This is a genomic window from Polymorphospora rubra, from assembly GCF_018324255.1.
GTDB lineage: Bacteria > Actinomycetota > Actinomycetes > Mycobacteriales > Micromonosporaceae > Polymorphospora > Polymorphospora rubra.
In genome coordinates, this window is record NZ_AP023359.1 from 8335326 (window position 1) to 8355698 (window position 20373).

Here is a 20373-nt window from a genome sequence, read left to right on the forward strand (position 1 = left end):
AGGGGCCGCGTAGGATTTTGTGGCAGCCGATGCGAGGAGGGCAGGCGTGGACGAGCGACTGATCGAGCTAGCTCGATCATCAGCAAACTTCGGCCGTCTCTACATCTATAGTCCGCTGCTGGCTCTGTACGGGGCTCAGGCAGAGGCAGTGGTGTTCACCGACTCGAACGCCGCCCTGGTGCACACGCGGCAGTTCGGCGAGGTCCTTGCCGAAGAGCTGATCAGCCGTGCCGGCCTTCGTGTGCACGGCGACAAGCAGGTGCACCGCCTAGCAGTGCTGGCGGACGCTGGGATGCTCACGCGTGACGTGCGGGCGGCGTTCGACACGCTGCGCACGTCAGGTAATCAGGCGGCGCACCGGCATGTGTTTGACACGACGCGTGCGCTGGAGGCTATAAGGCTGGCCTGGGAGCTCGGGGTGTGGCTGCACCGGGCGCTGTCGGGCGATCGCACGGTGGAGGGCTTCGTTCCGCCGCCCGAGCCGGTCGTCAGCGATCCGGCCGAGCTAGCTGAGCTGCGCAGAACGCTGGAGCGCGACCGGCAGGCACTCGCAGAATCAAAGCTTCGCCTTGGCCAGGCCGCCGACGTGGCGCAGGCACATGAGCGGGCGCTGGTCGAGGCGGAGTCGCTGGTTGCGGTCTCGCGTGCTCTCCACGAAGAACTTCGAGCACGTAACGAGGCGCTGCTCGTCGAGATGGATGCGCTTCGGGCTGCTCAGCAGGCCGCGTTCGCAACGGTGAAGGAGCGGCCGGCGAGGGTCTCGGTAGCGCAGCGGGAGACGATCGCTGAGCGAGCCACGCGGCCCGCACCGCTGACCGAGGCGCAGGCGCGCCGAGTCATCGACCGGATGCTTACCGACGCGGGCTGGGTGGTCCAGGATGTGCGGGACCTGAATCCGCTCGCGGGGCGAGGCGTGGCGGTGCGGGAGTTTCGGTTGGCGTCGGGACCTGCGGACTACGTGCTCTACGTCGACGGACTGATCGTCGGGGTGGTCGAGGCCAAACGCGAGGGTGAGTCGCTGACCGCAGCGCAGGCGCAAAACGCTCGGTACGCGGAGGGCGTACTCAAGGAGCACTCCCTCGCCGTATGGCGCCGGGACGAGCCGTTGGCGTTCCGGTACGCGACGACTGGCACGGAGACCATCTTCCTCAATCGCCTCGATCCCCAGGCGCGCAGCCGCGAGGTGTTCTCGTTCCACAGGCCGGAGACCATCTCTCGGTGGATGCGCCAGGCCCTGGAGAACTCCGATTCCCCGACGTACCGAGCGCGGCTGCGTGCCATGCCCCCGCTGGAGACCAGCGGGCTACGGCCGGCCCAGATAGAGGCGATCACCGGCCTGGAAGCGTCCCTTGCCAGGGACATGCCACGTGGACTGATTCAGATGGCGACCGGTGCGGGTAAGACGTTCACCGCCGTGACTGAGGTATACCGGCTGATCAAGCACGCGAAGGCGCACCGGGTGCTATTCCTGGTCGACCGAAACAACCTCGGCCGCCAGGCACTGGCTGAATTCCGCAATTATGTCCCGCCGGACGACGGGCGTAAGTTCGGTGAGCTCTATAATGCCGAACGGCTCGCCGGGGACGCGGTACAGGAGTCGTCCAGCGTCGTGATCTGCACTATTCAGAAGATGTACGCGCTGCTACGCGGCGAGACGATTGTCAACGACGACGCGGCCGACGATGCCGGAGACCTCGCCGACGTGACTGCGGGTGAGGGCGCCTACGCGGCGGACGCACCGGTCGAGGTGGTCTACAACCCGCGTGTGCCGCCGGAGTCGTTCGACCTGATCGTCGTGGACGAGTGCCACCGATCCATCTACGGACTCTGGCGCGGCGTCCTGGACTATTTCGACGCACACATCGTCGGCCTGACCGCGACCCCGACAAAGCAAACCCTCGGCTTTTTTCACCAGAACCTGGTCTCCGAGTACACCTACGAGATGGCCGTCGCTGACGCGGTGAACGTCGACTTCGACGTCGTACGCCTCTCGACCAAGATTGGCACAGAGGGGTCGCTGATCGACGAGGGCACCACCGTCAAGATCCGCAATCGCGCCACCCGAGCTCAACGCTACGAACAACTTGATGATGACTTCACCTACACGGGGCGTCAGCTCGGTCGGTCCGTCATCGCCGAGGATCATATCCGTACCGTGCTTAGCACCTACCGGGACAACTGGCGGGCGTGGTTCCCCGGGCGCGAGGTGCTACCCAAGACGCTGATCTTCGCAGCGGACGACAACCATGCCGAAGACATCCTGCAACACGTCAAGCTCGTATTTGGCGAGGGCGACGAGTTCGCCACGAAGATCACCTACAAGGTCCGGGCCGCTGGGAAGAACCCCGACGTCCTCATCAACGACTTGCGTCATGACCCCACCCTGCGGGTCGCGGTCACCGTTGACATGATCGCGACGGGCACCGACGTCCGCGCCCTCGAATGCGTGATCTTCATGCGCGCTGTACGCAGCGCCGTGCTATTCGAACAGATGAAAGGGCGCGCAGCACGTACTCTCGACAGTGACGAACTGCGTGAAGTCACGCCCGGCGCCGGCCCCGGCGTTGCCAAGACTAGGTTCATCCTTCTCGACGCCGCTGGCGTCACCGATTCCCCGCTTGTGGATGCCAAACCACTGACCGCTGCCAGCGAGAAGCAGGTCAGCCTAGACAAGCTGCTCCAGAAGTGCGCCAGCCTCTCTATTGATGCTACGGAAGCGGCCACGCTGGCTGGTCGGCTGGCCCGACTCAACCAACAGATGACCCAAGCCGAACGCGACGAATTGACCGCTGTCGGCGGGCTCTCCGTCGCCGCACTCGCCCGACAGATCGTCGGCGCGGTCGACCCTGATACGCAGGAGCAGGCCCAGGCCGCCGGAGGCCCTGCCGCGGCACGGCAGCTCGTCGCGCAGGCGATCGCACCACTAACCAGTAACCCGGCATTTCGGGCCCGGATCCTGGAAATCCGCCGCGACCACGACATCACCTACGACGCCACCAGCACAGACGAAGTCACCCGCCTCGAACTCGTCCCACGAGAAGAGCGCGCCGCCTCTGTCATCGGGTCTTGGCGCGACTACCTCAAGGAGCACCAGGACGAGATCACCGCAATCCATGTCTTTACCAGCAGACGAGGCGGGGGCGGCCGGGACGCCCTAGCTAAACTCACCGAGATCGCTGCCCGCATCCGCCGCCCCCGTACACGTGGACTCCCGCCATCCTGTGGGACGCGTACGAGACCCTCGGGAAGGCCGCAACTTCCCCGGGCGGTAACCCTGGCCTGCCAGACCTCGTCGGCCTCATCCGGTACGAACTCGGCCTCGACACAGAGCTTCGGCCGTACCGCGACCTCGTCGAAGAACGCTTCGCTGGCTGGCTGCTGCGCCAAGAGCAGGCGGGCGCCCACTTCACCCCCGAGCAGCGGTGGTGGCTCGAACACATCCGCGACACCATCGCCATCGGGGTGGGCATCACCGTCGAGGACATCAATGACATACCCTTCACAGAGCGCGGTGGTCAAGCCGGACTGGTCAGACAATTCGGCGGACGCGATCGTGCCCGCAACCTCATCACCGAACTGGATCGAGAGCTGGCTTGAACGACGAACTACCCGCAGGCTGGGTTCGCGTCCAACTGGGAGACATCCTGCTCGGTATCGAGGCCGGAAAGTCCTTCACGTGTGAGCCGCGTCCTGCCGAACCTGACGAATGGGGCGTCATCAAGGTAAGTGCGATGACGTGGGGCACTTTTAGAGAGAACGAGAATAAGGCACTCCCAGCTCATCGTATGCCTGATGTCCGATATGAGATCCAACCAGGCGACATCCTCGTCAGCCGCGCCAATACTGAAGCATACGTTGGCGCTCCGGTTCTCGTCGGCCGGTGCCGGAGGCGCCTGCTGCTATCGGACAAAAGTCTTCGCTTGAAACCTGCCGCGGGTATCGACCCCCGTTGGCTCGTCTACGCAATTGCATCTCCGACCGTGCGCCAGCAAATCTCCGCCAGCTCGACAGGCGCCCAAGAGTCGATGCGAAATATTTCGCAGAGCGCACTAGCTAGTATCGAGGTAGCTCTTCCGCCTGAAGCCGAGCAACGTCGGATTGTTGAGACCCTCGAACACCATCTGTCGCGTCTTGACCTGGGCGAGCACACCTTAGACGCCGCCCTTGCACGTTGCCGGTCTTATCGCCGCAGTTGGTTGCTGGCCACAACTCACAGTGTCGCAGCGGAGGCGGTTCGTCTGGACGCGGTGGCGGACGTTCGTCTCGGCCGCCAGCGATCTCCAAAAAATCATGGCGGGGACTCGATGTTCCCCTACCTCCGCGCGGCAAACATCACATGGTCCGGCCTCAAGCTAGACGATGTGAAGGAGATGAACTTTACCGACAAGGAGCTCGCAACCTATCGTCTGCGGCCGGGGGACGTTTTGCTCAGCGAGGCGTCTGGAAGCCCGAGGGAGGTTGGCAAGCCCGCGCTTTGGCAAGGCGAGATCGAGAACTGCTGTTTCCAGAACACGTTGATCCGTGTCAGGCCCACTGGTATCTTGCCCGAGTTTCTCCTGCACTACCTACGGGCGGAAGCGATGGCTGGCCGTTTTGCTGATAATTCGCGCGGCGTGGGCATTCACCACCTTGGCGCGACTGCGCTAGCCGGCTGGAAGGTAGTGTTGCCGGACGATGAGGTGCAGGCCAAGATCGTGGCTCAGATCGACGAGACCGAGCCTATTTTGGTGGCGGTGGAGACGGCAATCGCCAAACAGGTGCAGCGAAGTAAGAATCTTCGAAACTCACTTCTCAGGGCGGCTTCCTCGGGCAAGCTCGTTGCCCAGGATCCGTCAGATGAAGTCGCATCGGAACTACTGGAGAGGATCGAGGTCGAGCGACGCCGTCATGGTGTAGGTCGGCGTGCTCTGCGCGCGAGGTCGGCTGCGGCACCGAAGATGAAGACGGACGCATCGACTGGGCATCAGGAGGAGTTGTGGCTGTGAGTGCTGAGCGGACAACGGCTAGCGTGCACGCGGAGACCAAATCGCTTGTCGCGAAGCTGTGGAACTACTGCACAGTCTTACGCGACGACGGCCTGTCGACGATCGATTACGTCGAACAGCTCTCCTATCTACTGTTTCTCAAGATCGCAGATGAGCAGTATCGGAATGACCTCAGCGACGCGCCGAAGCGCATCGTCCCGGAGCACCTGGACTGGCCATCGCTGATCGCAAAGCAGGGCGAGGAACTGGAGCGGCACTATCGACATGTCCTGATCGAGTTGGCCAAACACCCGCACACCAACCTCGGTACGATCTTCACCAAGGCTCAAAACAAGATTACTGATCCAGCGAAGCTTCAGAAGCTTGCGGTGGATCTGATCGGTAAGCAGGAGTGGGCGGCCGCTGGGGTCGACATCAAGGGCGACGCCTACGAGGGCCTGCTCGCCAAAGGGGCCGAGGACATCAAGACCGGTGCAGGCCAGTACTTCACCCCACGCGCCCTGATTGAGGCGATGGTTGAAGTAACCCAGCCGACCCCGGATGACACAATCCTTGACCCGGCTTGCGGTACCGGCGGGTTTCTTATCGCTGCCCACGGTTACATTGCCCGCAAGTACCGGGGCCGCATGACGAAAGCCCAGCGCGAGCATCTGTCTAATGGGGCGATTCGCGGCATTGAGCTGGTACCTGGCACGGCGCGGCTGGCGGCAATGAATATGCTTTTGCACGGTGTCGGCAACAGCGATGGCAAGTCGCTCATCGATGTACGTGACGCATTGGCCAACCAGCCGACTGGCGACGAACGGGTTTCGCTCATCCTGGCGAACCCCCCGTTCGGCAAGAAATCCTCGATCACCGTCTATGGCACGGATGGTCGAATGGATAAGGACGACATCGCCTACGACCGTAGCGACTTCCGCTCCACCACCACCAACAAGCAGCTCAACTTCCTCCAGCACATCATGTCGGCGCTGAAGGTTGACGGTCGAGCGGCGGTGGTTTTGCCCGACAATGTACTGTTTGAGGGGGGCGCCGGAGAGGCAATCCGACGCAGGCTACTCAGGGAGTTCGATGTTCACACTCTGCTTCGCCTGCCGACCGGTATTTTCTACGCTGGCGGAGTGAAGGCCAACGTACTGTTCTTCGACAAGAAACCGCCCCGCGTCGACGGTCAGCCGTGGACATCCGCCCTGTGGGTATACGACTTTCGGGTCGGACAGCACTTCACTCTTAAGACCAAGCCACTTCGCCGGGCACACCTCGATGACTTCGTTAGCGCGTACCGGCAGGGCGATCCGCGCAGCGAACGCATCGAGACTGAGCGGTTCCGAGCCTTTTCCCTCGACGAGCTACTTAAACGGGACAAGGTAAATCTGAACATATCCTGGCTCAAGGACCCGGCACTCGACGACACTGACAGCCTCCTGCCTCCAGGGGTGATCGCCCGCGAGATCGTCGACGAGTTGCAAGCCGCTCTGGAGGAATTTGCCGCGATTGCCGATGTCCTCGGGGAACCGGTTCCGGACGAGGCGATCGCATAGATGGGCGGAGCGCAGGTTCGGCCCGGCTGCATCCGAACGCCGGCACGATCATGGGTACCGCGTCACCGCCGGTTTGGGTTTAGCCCGACGCCGGGAAGATGATCGTTGCGGCCGGTGGGCTGCGTGTGTCCGAGGCGGGTCTGGTTGATGATCGCCAGGCCGCATATAACCGAGTGTTATCCTGATCTTGAAGCGGGTCGATGCTTCCCGGTACGGGACTCAGGACGACGTGGTTGTCGACCCATCCCCCATCGAACTTGTCGTTGATCGTCAAGAACCAGCATTGACCTGCACGAACGCAGCCAGCCGCCGATCATCCCTTGTCGTTAGCCGTCACCAGTTGGCGAGGGTTTTCGGGGAGTAAACGGGGGCGCTATCCCGATCCCTGCTGTCGGTCCGGGAGCGAAATGATGCCGCAGGGTGGCCCTGCCCAGCGGCACGTCACAGAACTGCAACAGCGTACCCTCGTTGAATGCCACCTGTCGTCGAGGCACGTTTGCGTTGGGTTGGCGTGACGACGATTCCTCGGCTTTTGCAACTGGGCATCGTCGTACATGTCCCGTCGCCGCTTTAATTCAGGTCTGCCTATCGCCTCCTTGCCGTCTGGTGATCAGCCAAGCCATGCGACTCAGGCACTCATGTCGGCAGGGCTACTCGCCGAACCAACGCTCTTGCTCGGCGACAACGGCTAGGTGCGGCTCGTTGGCGGTTTGGGAGATGCGCCGCTCGGCGGCGAGCAGCCAGGGCAGCGGGTGCCGCTGCGGTTCTGCCATAATGGAGCGCATTAGCTCGACTGGCATGCGATCCGCGCCTGAGCCGACACGGACTACCGCGGTGGTCCCTTGGGTCCCGAGCAGGTCCACCAGTTCGGTCGTCGGAGTGTTGCGGGTCCGGACGGTCAGGGCGCGGGCTGCCGGCCAAGCAGCTACGCCGAACCGGCCCATCTGTCCGAGCGACTCTGCAGTGAGCGGGGCGAGGTCGAGCGGCTGCTTCAGGTCGCCCACGTGATGGGCGACGAGGAGTGCCGACTCAACGGACGCTGACGCGATCGCCGTGAGTGCCTGGGCATCGATCCGACGGCCGAGGCCGGACGCCGCGAGCCTGCTGGAACTCATGGCCAGTGCCGTCACGGTGGGCGCGGGCAGGGTTCGGATGGCAGTGTCCAGCCGGTCGAGGCTGTCGAGGATGACGTGTTTATGCGCGACAGCGAGCATGGCGAGTATCCAGGTGCCCCTCGACAGCGGATCGTCATGGGCGTCGTGCTGTTGGTGCCACCACGCGGCTCGGCCCCGGTTGAGGCGGACCTCTTCCAGCAGTCGCCCGTAGTCCGGCTGCGAGCCGAATGGCTGGGACCTGGGTGTGATGTCCCCGCCGGTGCGCCACCGGGTGTCCGAACTTGCGGCTCCGATGACAGCGATCTCGGCAGCGAGCCAGCACGGCCCGAACATTGCGCACAGGGCGCGAGCCGTGTTTCCCCACGGTGAGGTGGTGCCTGACTGCCCCTTGCCGAACCGCAGCGCGGCCTGTAGTCCTTCGAACTCCGCGTCGCGAGCCTTCAGTCGTCTGAGTACCGTCTGGCGCTGTTCAGCGATCTCCGGTTCGTCGACATGGCCGACGGGGATGGCATAGGCGGTGTCGGCATCTCTGGCCTTACGGATGAAGTGCTGCGGCGCGAGCAGGCGCAGAAGATCGCCCGCGAAACCCGACGCAGGCGACGCTGCCTCCGAGCACAGACCGTCGAGGACCGCGCGGACCAACCGAACCTCCAGCTCCGATCCGGCGGGCGCGATCACACCGGCGTTGAGGGCAACCTGCCCTGCGTCGACACCGTCAAGACGCAGCTGAGCAGCCAGATCAATGGGCAGCCGTTCCGCTGCCTTGGCAGGGACGCCCAGGCGCAGCCACGGCACCTCGTCAGCGGTGCCGAGCGCCTTGGTCATATGGGGTATCCACCACGCGTCGAACCGTGCCCGATCCGGCACTATCCGATGCGCGAGCTGTACCCGTTCGACCGCCAGCGGGGACCTGGGCGTGGCCGCGGCATCGTCGAGCAGCGCGTCAGCGAGCTGGACGGCTCCGCGATCGGGTGCGAGCACCGCGAGGTTGGCGTCGGAAGTGAGCGCGTGGGTCAACAGCCGGACGCTCAGGTCGTCGCTCAGCAGGGCGGTCGCTCTGCGTTGGGTCTTGGGCCGGACCGCGAAGACACCGTCGGCGAGCAGTGCCCACAGCGCCATCCGCGCCTGAGCCGGATGACGCCCGGCCTCCATCTCCTCCTCGACGCCTTCCAGCAGGCCAGCGACCTCATTCGGGGTGACGAATCCGGCGTAGAAGCGGCTGGTGTTAAGCCAATACGGACGACGGATCAGGTGCGCCAGTACCATCGAGCGCAGCAAGGTCCCCCGCGCGCCTTCGGCGAACTCGTACAGGTACCTTGCCGCGAAGAATTCACGGATCGGTTGCACGTCAAACTCGAATGTGCCCTGTACCTTGCTGGCCAGTGCCCAGACCCGGTCAGTTACGGCGGTGAACAGGTCATCGACCAGGGTCGTGTCCTTGTCCGCGTCGAACAGGTAGCCGTTAATAGCCTTGCGGATTGCCCTGGTCGCCATCTGGCCGTTGGTGCCCTGTGTTTCGGCGAGGCTTTGGAGATGCCAGCCGAGAAACGCGGTGACCTCTTCGAGATCCTTACGGTGGTCGTGGACCGCGGGGGTCTTGACAGCCTCTCTGTCCAGGAACGTCTCCATGTAGGAGCGGTAGAGGTCGGTGCGGCCGGTTGGCACGGAGTCGCCGCGCTTCTGCATGAGGTACAGCAGGATGGTCAGTTGCATCGGGTTGTCGGCGAGTTGCGCGATGTGGGGTTCGGCCGAGCGGCTGTCGAATGTGCTCTGCAGCGCGCGCCGGTCCTGTCCACGGATGGATCGCGCGTCTGCCCACTTGCGCAGGTAGGCGGCACGCAGGGCCGGGCTAAGGCGGGCGAGGGAGATGATCTCGAAGACCTCTGGCGACGGTTCCGCCAGGGACGAGGCGTTCGGTCGGGTCGTCACGATCACCTGGGGCGCGATCCATCCGGCCGTTCGGGCGACGAACTCGTCGATCTGTTTGACCACCCAGGTCCGGACCGTCTCGCGCGCGATTTCGTCCAGGCCGTCAAAGACGATCAGTGCCGGCATCCGGGCCAGGATGTCGTGGACCATCTCGACGGTCACTTTCCGCCGGCCGCTTCGGGTGTGTAGGAGGTGGGCCAGGAATCCCTCAAGCGATGGGCTCTTGGGCCTCCGGCGCGGGGCGCCGGACGGCATTAGTGGGTCCGCGAACGGGTCCACGCCGTCAATCCACTGGGCGAAGTCGCGAAGGTCGATCCGGATCGGAAACCGCGGTTGCTCGGGGACGAGGGTCGGGCGCTTGCCGTCGAGGTTGTCCTCGTCACGCAGGTACTGAGCTCGATGCGTCTGACACAGGTACTGTCCGAGCGTCGACTTGCCCTGGCCCGGCTCACCCCGGACGAGCGTCATGCGCGCCGGCGTCTTCAGGAGATACTGCGCGGCGCCGCCCAGTGCCGTTCTCTCGCCGACCTCGTGGAGGGTAGACACCATCGCCCGAGGCGCCGAGATCCGGTTGGCCTCGACATCTACGAAGAGATCAACCAGGTCCCGCGAGTCCAGATCGACCTGCTTGAACTTAACCTTCGCGTCCTCGTCCCACTGCGTGGCGATGACCTTCAGCAGCAAGGTCCGCAGCTCGTCGTCACGGGCAGCGACTCGGTCAGCCTCAATCATGTACCGAATCAGGTCTGGTCCGGCAAGCATGTCCGGGTAGGCCCACTTGACCTCGGTCGGCGCCTTGTCGACCCGTGCATCGATGTCAGCCTGCCACCAGCACTCCATGGGAGTGCCGAAGATCTTCGACTGTCGGGCGAGTTCCTCGTCCAACTGGTTCATCGTGCCCGACCAATACTCGCTGGTGCCGGCCACGCATGTCATCAGGTAATAGGCGCTGGCGCCGTCGGCGACCAGCCGCCGGATATTCTCGGCCTCGCCATCGATCGCGGCCTTCAACCAGGACAACGGGTTCTGCAGCCGGTCACCGGTCCACTTCACCTGATAGATGATCGCGTTCCCGCCGTTCTTACGAACCGCGTCCCGGCCTCCGTCCTTTTGCCCGACCGGGAAACACACCACGTCAGGAAACTCGGTCGCCAGCAACGTGTTACACAACTGCTGGAACCTCTTGTCACCGAGCCGCTCGTACAGGTACTTCCACGAGTTCGACGACGTCGGCCTGGGCCGTGCCGGCGGGCGGCCCAGGCGCCTACGGGCAGACGGTGCGCTCATCCGGGGTGCCGATCCACACGGACTGACTGTCCGGAGTGTCGCAACGCGGCCCGGCAATTCATAACTGCCTGGACGCGGCAACGATCGGCCTCACGACCCTGCCGGGAGGCCGCCCACGCCGGTCCGCGCCCTGCTGCTCCGGCCATCAACACACTCCTACTCCGTCCAGTCAAGGTCGCACCAAACTGGCTCTGCGGTCTATCCTCTCGCGCCCGCACCCAGTTGCCCAAACCCACGCCACGCGGGTTAGCCACCCGACCGGGCGGTCAGACGGGCGTAGAGGTCCCGTCGGAGAACGGCCAGGACCGTCGCCGGGTCAGGTCCGCCGTCGGATGTTGGCAGGGAACAGCACGTCAAGGTAGTTCAGATCCACCGCCTTGATCTTCGTGTTCTGTTAGGAACTGGAGGATCATCAGACGGTGGCCTTCCATGTCGAGCACCGACTCGCTGAGGTCCGCACAGGATCGAACGGGACGGCCAGCGGCCGAGGTTGAGCGACGAGCTAGGCTCCTGTTCATGCTGTCCGCCCACGCACTGGGCTGTCTTTGATGTGTGGGGACGGAATGGAGGCCGACGGCCGCCAATTGTCGGTCACCATCGACGTCGCCTGCCTGCGGCAGGGGCGTGGTGGCAGCCCGACCGCGGTCGTGGACAAGACGCCGCTGAGCGACGCGCAGCGTCGCCTCGTACCGGTTCTCGCGGGGATCTCGCATGCCGTGATCATGTCGCTGGGCGATGACGGGCGGGGACATCCACTGGTCTCCCTGCGGTTTTTCACCGCCGGCGGAGGGCTGCCGGCCTGTGGCCACAGCACGGTCGGCGCGCTGCCCGCACTCACCGAGCGCGCAGCCAGCAAAGGCGGCACGGAGTACCACGCCACCCTCCGCACGGCGGGAGGATGCACTTTCCACGGCAGCGCAATCCGGAGGGATGACGGCGTCCACGCGCGGTTCGATCCCGGACCTGTCGAGCTGCACGAGCCGTCGCCAGGCGAACGCGATTTCGTACTTGCGGCACTGGGGGTAACCGCACGAATCCTGGCATCCGGCGCCTGCGCGGCCATTCTCGGGCGGCGACGGCTTTCCTCCGAGATGAGGGCGTCCTGAGACCGAACGTTAGTCCGGATAAAACGGTGTCCTCCTTTGAGCATCCGCCAAAATGCGCGGAAGAGTCCGAAGTCCGTCGTTAGGGCGGCGATCAACCCGACGAAAGTTGAGGAAACGTGGACAACAAGGTCGCAACTGCATTGCCCTCGGGCATCGCTGTGCAGGTCGCCCGGTGAGCGCCGTCCCGGTTCATGCCGTGCTGGGCGAGGAGCCGGTCGAGTTCGCCAGCGCTGGGGAGTTGGCCGCGTTGATGGCGCGGCTGCCGGCTGACACACCCGTGATCGTCAGCCACGCCGTCCGTGCCGATCCGGACCTGGCTGACGGTGACGATGAAGAGCGCGTCACCGCTGCCGCGTCGGCGGTCACTCTGCCGCAGATGGTTCGCGTCGCTGGCGAGGTGGAGCAGCGCCCTGTGCCCACAGTGGAGCTGGGTGCGTTCTACGTCGTCAGGGATCGGTCGGTGCCGGCCGTCACGGTGCCGGTCAGCCCGTACGAGCAAGCCGTCGAGGCTATCAGCGCTGGTAACGACGAGGCTCTGTTCGCCGCGTTGCGGGAATTGCTGGAGTTCGTCGCTGGATGTCTGGACGGACAGACCGACGCTTCGTTGTACGAGCAGCTCGCCGGCGACTCGGACCTCGTCTCGCAGGCCGAGATGGATGCCGTGTTGTTGCGCCATGCCGCGCAGCGGCTTGCCGCTCTTCGGGTTCGGATCGACGCCTACCTGGCCGGTTAGCTGACAAGGGACAGCCGGCTGCCAATGTCGTTGGTGGGGGATCTGCCGAGTCCGCCGCCGATGCGGATCTCTCGCTCACCTTTGGGGCCGTCCGCTGCGGTAGGCGCTGTGCAGAACGGTTTCGGCCGAGTCGATGGCCAGCGATAGTCCTTTGCGTGCTGGGTCTGGCAGGTGTCCCTGGCCCAGGCCGCTTGCTTTGATCAGTTGGGTTAGTGGCCGGTGGTGTTCGGCCTGGATCGCTGGGTGGTTGAGGAGGTCGCGGGCCGCGTGGGCGTCCTCGCTTCGGAGGACGTCTTCGGCGAGCCGCTTGATCACTTTATCCGTGGCGTGTGGTGGCGCGTTGCTGTCGAGGTCCAGGGCGGTGAGGTTGAGGCGGACGCGGAACACCGCGAGTCCGAGGGCTTCTGGTGTGGGCGACGTTCGATTGATCAGGTCGGTGGGATTGGTTGTTGGAGCGGCCCCGACCGTGAGTGCGTGCCAGTGCTGGAGGAGGTCGTGTACTGGTCGCTCCCATGGCTGCTCGATCTTGGCTTGGTCGAGGAAGGTAGCGGCTGAGGAGGTGTCGCCTTGTATGAGGTGGACCGCGACCGCGATCTGTCGCCCATCGAGGAGGTTGGGGCCGATTCCGTCGTAGCGGTGCACATGGTTCAGGGCGTCGGTCCAGCGTCCGGCGAGGGTAAGGGCACGGGTTCCGTCGGAGAGCAGGACGCCGCGTAGCCATTTGATGATCTGTTCGAGTTCGCTGGGGTCGGTGGGTAGCTGTCGGGGGTGTATCTCGAGGTCGTCGACGGCGGTGCGGTTTCCGCAGAGGACCGCTTTGTGTAGATCTGTAAGCATGCGGTATGCGCCGTCGCTGTCGCCGGCCCGGATGCGCAGCCGGGCGAGGTTGATGATCGGTTCGAGAGCGAAGCGGGCGGTGTAGCTGTTCAGCCGGACTTTGCCCAGGTAGAGGTTGGCATGGCGGTGGCACCAGGCGCGGGCGAGTTCGGTATCTCCGCAGTCGGAGGCGACGAGGGCAGCTCCGTTGAAGACCATGGATGCTTTATCGGGGTCGCGTTCCTGGTGGGCGGTTTCGGCCAGCGCGGCGAGTCTGTTCACGCGGGCGTCGAGTGGTTTGGCGGCTGGTCGTTGACGGGCTACGAGGGGAAGCGAGCCGCGATGGCGGTAGCCGGGGGCAGGGTAATGGGGTCCTCCTCTGCAAGCGGCGGCCGGTCGTGGGAAAGAGGTTTGTGCACGCTTGGGCATGGAGATGGCCGGGGCGAAACGGCCGCCGCCCCAGCGTCGGGCGGGTCAGAACGAGATCGTGAGGATGGTGTCGGGGCGGTTGATGTCGCCGGGCTCGACCGGTCGGGTTCCCGTTCGGTGGGCGGTGACGGTGGGTCGGTTGGGGCGGCCGGTGGTGTTCCATTGGTCGAGGAGGTTGGTTAGTTCGGTGGCGAGTTTGTCGGCGTTGGGTCCGTGGGCGATGGCGCCGAGTTGGTGGTGGCCGTCGGTGATGGGTTGGAAGGCGAGGTAGGCGATGGTGCCGTCGTGGTAGAGGGCGGCTCCGGCCCATCGGTAGGCGGGGGTGACCAGGCCGCTGGTGCGGGCGGTGTCGCCGACGCCGAGGCGGCCGAATGGTGTGTTGGTGTTTGCGAGGAGCCACAGGTCGAGGTGGCCGATGGGGTCGGTGTCGCTGACCTGGATGTTGGTCCAGCGTTCGTGTCGGGGGTGGTTGAGGGTGTGGGCGAGGGCTGCGCGGTCGGGTTGGTCGGTGGCGTCGAGTTTGAGGACCACGTCGGTATCGAGGCGTACGTGGTGGTCAGTGTGTTCGGTGGTGCCGCGCATGGGCACGAATCCGCAGACCAGGGGTGTGGTGGCGCTGACCAGCGTGTTAGGGGTGGTGCGGTTGAAGGCGAAGCAGCGGGTCAGGCCGCTCTCGTGTACGCGTAGGGGTACGACGATGCGACCGTGGTCGGCGAGTTGGTTCCACCATGCGGTGGTGATGTCCCAAGCTCCGGCGGTGACGATGATCCGGTCGTAGGGGGCCGTTGCGGGGTGGCCGAGGGCTCCGTCGCCGCAGACCACCTGGACGGTGTGGTAGCCGGCGCGGGTGAGGCCGGTGCGGGCGCCGTCGGCGAGGTCCTGGTCGAGTTCAATGGTGACGACCTGGCCGCCGGGGCTGGTCAGTTCGGCGAGCAGGGCGGCGTTGATGCCGGTGGCCGCACCGATCTCCAGGACACGGTCTCCGGGCTGCGGGTCGAGTTGTTCGAGCATGTCGGCGACGAGGCTGGGGCTCGACGCCGAGGACAGGGCGGCGCCGTTGGGGTCGCGTTTGGTGACGATCTGGCGGCGGGTGTAGACGGTTTCCAGGTCGACGCCGGGCAGGAACTGTTCGCGGGGCACCGTGCGGAATGCCTGTTCGACGGTGGCGGAACGGATGTGGCCACGTTCTTTGAGGGTGGTCACGAGCTGTTCGCGGAGTGCGGCGGCGCTGGGGGTTTCGGGTGCGGTTGGCGAGGTGTTCACTGCGTTGACCCTACTGTCGGTCGTCCGGATGGATCGGTGGCTGGTGTAGGTGTCGGGCGGTTGGTGAAAGGTCACGTGCACGGCGGCCGTCGCGAGGAGCCAGGCGTCGGCGGCGGTGATGCCAAGCCGGTTGAACAGGAACAGGATGTGGTGGGTGAGCACGCCGCGTAGGTCGCGGGTCAGTACCCCGTGCCGGTCGAGGAAGCCAAGGTTCTCCCCCGCCTGATGGTGTGCTTTCGGCCATTGCGGCGTGACGCCTAACGGGCTTTCCGGCGTCTCGTCGGTGGCGGTGAGTAGCCGTTGCACGTCGGCGATCAGGCGAGGGCTCGGTGCGGGCGCGTTGGGTTGGTGTCGGCGGGTGGCGAGGTGCTGCCAGACGTCGCCCTGTTCAGAGAACTCCAGTCCGGCGGCGCGCATGAGGTGGGTGGCAAGCAGGACGCCGAGTTCGCGTCGGTGGCTGCCGCCGGCGGTGGCGAGGTGGGTGAGGATGTGGCGGCTGTCGGCGTGGAAGAGGATGTGGGCGGTCGTCATGGCCTGGTCGCCGCCGAGCGCGTACGCCTCGGGCCGGTAGGCCGGTTCGGCGACACCGACGATGCGGTCGTCGTCGGTGATGTCGGCGAGTAGTGCGTAGACGCGGGCGAGGCGGGCGCCGGGCAGCAGCCGTAGCCGCCATGTCTGGCGTTTGCGGATGAACCAGAACGCGGTGATGATGCTGTCGTCCTCGGCGGCGCACAGGGCAGGGCCGAGCCGGGTGGCGGCGTACTCCTCGGCGGTCTGCCCGTCGGTGAAGGTCAGGTTGACCTGGCGCCACCGGCTGACCGGCATCGTGTCGGGTGACGGCTCGGTGTCGGGTTCGGGATCGAGGTCCAAGGCACTCCCCTCCCTAGTTGATCAGCAGGCTGGTGGTCCAGCGGATGTCGGTGCCGGTGGCAAGGGTGTGCAGCGTGAGGGCGACTCCTGCGGGGCCGGTGATCAGGCCGGATGGCGCCAGGGTGGTGTCGATGGCGTGGTGAATCAGCAAGCCCGCGATGCGGGAAATGGCGGCGGGCAGGCTGGTGGCGCGGGCGTCTGCGGCGGCGTACCAGACGGTGGCGGCCAGTCCTGCCCAGCCATGGCACAACGTCGGGTCGATGATCCGGTCGAGTTGGCCGGGGTCGGTCACGCAGCGGGTCAGAGCATCTTCGGCCGCATGCTGACGGCCGGGGTCGGCGAGGGCGATCCCGGCGAGTTGCTGGGCACGGGCCACGCCGGGGGTGCCGTAGCACCAGGACGGCCGACCCGGTCCGCTTGCGGCAGGCGTGCCGGCGCGCAGCTCGGCTGCCGTGATCCTCTCCGGCCACCAGGGCCCCGCAGGGCTCTCCTGCCGCCAACCGTCCAGCCAGGTACAGATCCGGCCGATCGCCTCGGCCTGGCCAGGCACCGTGACGTCCTCACGCATCGCCAGGGCGAGCAAAGCCAGGGGGCCGGTGATGCCGTGTGCCATCCCGAGGTTGGCATGCCCGCCCGGCACCGGGATCCCGCGGTCGTGTAGGTCGGCGCTCCACCAGCCCGGCGCTGCCCGGCCCGCGTCGTCGTCGGCATCGACAGGCTCGGTGAGCCGCACCAGGTACGCCAGCACCCGGCGAAGCAGGTAGCCGTGCGGGTCGCGGCGAAGCAGGTGGGCTCCCAGACCGGTCAGCCCGCGTACGAGGTCGAACTCCGACAGCGGCGGCCGGACTCGCGCCGCGAGACGGGCGTCGGCGGCAGCCAGCCGCCGCTCCACCAGATCCGCGACGGCATGGTCGAGTGCATCGAGTGCTGCCGGGCGGGCGTGCGGCGCGGCGGTGGTCAGGGCGTGGGTGACAGCGGGGGTGCCGAACCACAGTCCGGCCCCGGTGCCGTTGCTGAGCTGGTCGGTGGTCGCGCACCGCAGCCACGCGTGGACCGGTTCCCATCCGCTGTGTCCTGTCTGGGCTCGTACGCCGTGCAGGATGGCGACTCCGGCGGCGCCTTTGGACAGGGACTGGGCGTGCCAGCGGGTGCTTCGTGGCCCGTGGTCGTCCGCCGCGAAGTCCAGCGGCGGTGGCTCAACCAGGAGGGCAGCGATGCGCGAGGCTGTGGTCTCGGCGGCCTGTCGCAACGGGGTCGGAAGTGGCGTGGGGGTCATCGGGGTGCTCCTGGAGTGCGGACACGGCGGCGTACCGCCGCGAGCGCGATATGGCGTGCCAGCCGGTAGGTGACCTGCTCGCCGTCCTCGTCCGGGCCGTCGGCACGGACGACGTGCAGGTGGAGCAGGGAGGCGAGCACGGTGTTCGGCGTGAGTGGTCCGCCGGAGGCGGACAGTGCGGCGGCGTAGCGGGCTGCGGCCTGGGATCGCTGCTGCCAGGCGTTCCGGACCGGCTCGGGAAGGGCGGCCGGGTCGAGGGTGACCGCTTGCCGCAGCACGGCCCGGTCGATCGGCACCCGCCCGGCTGGCTCAGGACGCGCGACCAGCCACTCGCATCCGTCGGTGTGGCTGCCGAGCACGCCGGCGGCCAGGTCGATCATGCTCGCGGCGGTGAACGCCTGCCGGTCGATCCGGCCTTCGGGCTGCGTCCTCATTTGGGCAATGGCCGCAGTGGAGTCGGCGGCGAACAACTCCTGCGCGGCGGCCAACGCGGCGCCGTTCCCGTATCGGCCGGACTCGGGATGGTAGGTGTCCAGGTTCAGATCGCCGGCAACACCCTGCTGCCGAAGCCCGCTGGCCCAGCGGCCAAACTTGACCGCAGCGTCGCCGTAGTCGTCGGTGTGTAGGCGCAGCCGCAGATGCGGGAACGGGCGGCGCATGCGGATGAACCACCACAACGGCGGCTCGGGCCAGTCGGCGAACAGCACCGGCATCCCCCGCAGCAGGACCAGTTCCATCATGGCCGGGTCGACGGCCAGCGACGCGGACAGCAGGCCGCCCGAGCCCGGCATGACCGGCGCGGCGGCAGCGGGCGGCCATGCGCCTCGTGCGGCCACCGCGGCCGGCACGGGGGCGGGCGCGGCGGTGGAGGCGACCGGTACGACGACCTCGTGGGCGCGGCCGGACAGCCATCCGAAGTCGCGCGGAGTTGCCGCTTCCACGACGGTGATCGGCTGGGCGCTGGTGTCCAGGTGGGCGCGCAGCAGGGCTCGGTCCATGGGCTGATCGAGGTTGAGCCGCAGTCGCTGGTCGCCGCTACCGACCTGTACCCATGCCGGCAGCTGCAGCCTGGTCCGCAGGGCCTCCCAGGTTGTCGACCATTCGCGGTCGCTCGCATCGGCAGCCGGCTGCCTGGCCGGGTCGATTCGCCACCGTGCGGCTGTCAGTAGCACCTTGCCGTACCGCAGCGCGGGCCGAAACGGCAGGCAGGAAGCCGCGCCCCAGTCGAACGGTTTCAGTCGGGCGTCCATGGCTCGCGGCAGCTCCACGAGGAAGCGGCCGAGCGGCGGCATCGCATGCAGGGCTGCGGCATGCGCCACGGTCGGCTCGACCACCCGCCGGCGCGACATCGACACCAACACCAGCCGATCGTGGCCAGCGGCCACTGCGAGGTCGTCGAGGCGAATCACGTCCTCGGATGTCGGGCGGTGCTCGGCCAGGCTGATCAGCCACGGCAGGACCTGCCGGGAGTGGAGCGCGTTCTGTGCCCCGAGGTTGCGGGGCGGGAAGCTCAGCTGCGCCGGGATGGCCCCGTCCACCGCGACGGGAAGGCGCGCGAACTCCCGGCACATCCGCTCCCGCTCCGCGTCGGGCAGCAGGTCCAGGAACCGTCCGCCTGTCGCCATCGCCGACCGGCCCATCCCGGTCAACGCCACCGTGAACCTTCCCTCGTTCAATGCGTTCAACGAGACCGCCCGCACCTCTGCCGTGACGTCGGCGTGGGGGCTGACGTGCCCCGAAGGCTGGTCGGTGCCGGCAAGCGACCGCACGGCCGCATCATCGAGAACCACCTCATGAACGCCGTCGATCAACGCTTCTTGTGCCAGCGTCAGCAGCCGCTCGTCCCGGCCGGACAGCGACGCCGCGGCTGAGTCGGCTGCCCTGGTGAAGTGGTCCGGGTAGCCCAGCCCCGTAATCGGGTCGACCAACTGGGTCAACGGCACCACGCCCGCCGGGCCATAGCGGTCGATGAACCGGGCACGATAGGAACGCCATTCCGGCCGTCCCACCGGGTCCGGTGTCAAGCGTCGCAGCACGTCCACCGCCGCCACGATCTCGGCGGCGACCTGGTCGGGCAGAACGATCCGGTCTCCGAGCCCGAGGTCCACCACGAGGGGCTGTGGAACCGATGCCAGACCGGACATCTTGTCGGCCAGCCCCCGGAGGTCCGTCGAACCCGGCCGGCCGGTACCGAGATGGGCGTGCAGCGAACGAAGGTCGGCCCGCACCGTTCGCTGCCGGCAGGACTCACGGTCGAGGCTGTTGTCGAGCTGGCGCAGGACATGTCCGATCGGGTCCGTGCAGGTTGACGGCGGGCGAAGGGCCGAGATCAATATCGCGTGGTCGACCAGGTCGGCGACCAGTGCCTCGGCGGACGCGCGTGGGAACCGTGGAAACGCGGCGGCGACCTTGTCGACCAGCTCTGCCCACGGCATCGGCGCGGTGGTGAGCGACACGATCAGCCGCACCGCTTCGGTGTTCCTCACCGACGTCGCTCCCCTATGTGGCAGGGAGGCGTGCGGCCGGTGTCCCATGACGATCCGAGGTCCACGCACCAGCATCAGGTTGTTCGCCTGCACGCGCAGGCCGCGGCGCACGTCCGGATCGACTTCAAGCCGCGCAAGCAGGGACGCGAGCCAGCCAGCGTCCGGCCGCACCCGAACCATCGACGCCTGCAACGGTGTCACGGTGGCAACCGCGTCGAAGCGCAGCGCCGCCACCGCCGCGAACAACCCGAACGGCGTCGCCCGCCGCTGCGCGCGCACCAGATACCGGGCCAACGCCAACGCCATCCGCCAGCCCCGGTCCGGGTCGATGGTCCCTGCGGCGAGCACCGCTTCGACACGAGCGGCGAAGACAGGGCTGGCCGTCCAGACCGCCTCGGCCATACCGGCCTTCTGCCATACCGCGCGAAGCCAACGTTGAATGCCACTGACGTCACGCCGATGCGGCCAAGGCGCCGCATCATCCGGCCCCGCGTGTACGGCGATGCGGATGGTGGCCGCATCGACCCGTCGGAACAT

General features: G+C 66.5%; 10 protein-coding genes. 5 read left to right on the forward strand and 5 right to left on the reverse strand.

Translation table 11 applies throughout. The features are described 5' to 3' along the window. The first annotated feature begins 46 nt into the window (after positions 1–46). The 3 genes from Prubr_RS38520 (at position 47) to Prubr_RS36475 (ending at position 6526) form a co-directional block, all read left to right on the forward strand. Positions 47–3682, forward strand: a complete 3636-nt coding sequence (locus tag Prubr_RS38520; protein ID WP_212820304.1) for a type I restriction endonuclease subunit R — start codon at positions 47–49, stop codon at positions 3680–3682. 298 nt (positions 3683–3980) lie between these two features. Further along, positions 3981–4985 (forward strand): restriction endonuclease subunit S, encoded by a 1005-nt coding sequence (locus Prubr_RS36470; RefSeq protein WP_212820306.1) that lies wholly within the window; start codon positions 3981–3983, stop codon positions 4983–4985. Between the two features lie 23 nt (positions 4986–5008). Beyond that, positions 5009–6526, forward strand: coding sequence for an HsdM family class I SAM-dependent methyltransferase (locus Prubr_RS36475; RefSeq protein WP_212820308.1), 1518 nt, complete (start codon positions 5009–5011; stop codon positions 6524–6526). 650 nt (positions 6527–7176) lie between these two features. Here the strand turns inward: Prubr_RS36475 and Prubr_RS36480 are convergent. Then, positions 7177–10728: an NACHT domain-containing protein gene (locus Prubr_RS36480; protein WP_212820310.1), complete on the reverse strand. Its 3552-nt coding sequence runs from the start codon at positions 10726–10728 to the stop codon at positions 7177–7179. 692 nt (positions 10729–11420) lie between these two features. Here Prubr_RS36480 and Prubr_RS36485 point away from each other — a divergent pair. Together Prubr_RS36485 and Prubr_RS36490 are read left to right on the forward strand one after the other, a co-directional pair. Continuing rightward, positions 11421–11963 (forward strand): PhzF family phenazine biosynthesis protein, encoded by a 543-nt coding sequence (locus Prubr_RS36485; RefSeq protein WP_212820312.1) that lies wholly within the window; start codon positions 11421–11423, stop codon positions 11961–11963. A 172-nt stretch (positions 11964–12135) separates the two neighbouring features. Continuing rightward, the gene (locus tag Prubr_RS36490) at positions 12136–12696 is read left to right on the forward strand and encodes a hypothetical protein (protein ID WP_212820314.1); all 561 of its coding nucleotides are present in this window, start codon (positions 12136–12138) and stop codon (positions 12694–12696) included. A gap of 75 nt (positions 12697–12771) precedes the next feature. Here Prubr_RS36490 and Prubr_RS36495 read toward each other — a convergent pair whose 3' ends face one another. From Prubr_RS36495 to Prubr_RS36510, 4 genes are all read right to left on the reverse strand, one after another. Next, positions 12772–13794, reverse strand: a complete 1023-nt coding sequence (locus Prubr_RS36495; protein WP_246568165.1) for a hypothetical protein — start codon at positions 13792–13794, stop codon at positions 12772–12774. Positions 13795–13986: 192 nt separating this feature from the next. Further along, positions 13987–16074, reverse strand: a complete 2088-nt coding sequence (gene fxlM / locus Prubr_RS36500; protein ID WP_212820316.1) for a methyltransferase, FxLD system — start codon at positions 16072–16074, stop codon at positions 13987–13989. Between the two features lie 13 nt (positions 16075–16087). Continuing rightward, a complete protein-coding gene (locus Prubr_RS36505) occupies positions 16088–17350 on the reverse strand; it encodes a lanthionine synthetase C family protein (protein ID WP_212820319.1) in 1263 nt (420 codons plus the stop codon). Continuing rightward, positions 17347–20373: a lantibiotic dehydratase gene (locus tag Prubr_RS36510; RefSeq protein ID WP_212820326.1), complete on the reverse strand. Its 3027-nt coding sequence runs from the start codon at positions 20371–20373 to the stop codon at positions 17347–17349. The genes Prubr_RS36505 and Prubr_RS36510 overlap by 4 nt, the downstream gene beginning before the upstream one ends.

Coding starts and splice junctions, on each gene's coding strand:
- Prubr_RS36485 (WP_212820312.1), top strand. CDS start 11,421: ATGGAGGCCGACGGCCGCCAATTGTCGGTCACCATCGACGTCGCCTGC.
- Prubr_RS36505 (WP_212820319.1), bottom strand. CDS start 17,350: ATGACCCCCACGCCACTTCCGACCCCGTTGCGACAGGCCGCCGAGACC.
- Prubr_RS36510 (WP_212820326.1), bottom strand. CDS start 20,373: ATGTTCCGACGGGTCGATGCGGCCACCATCCGCATCGCCGTACACGCG.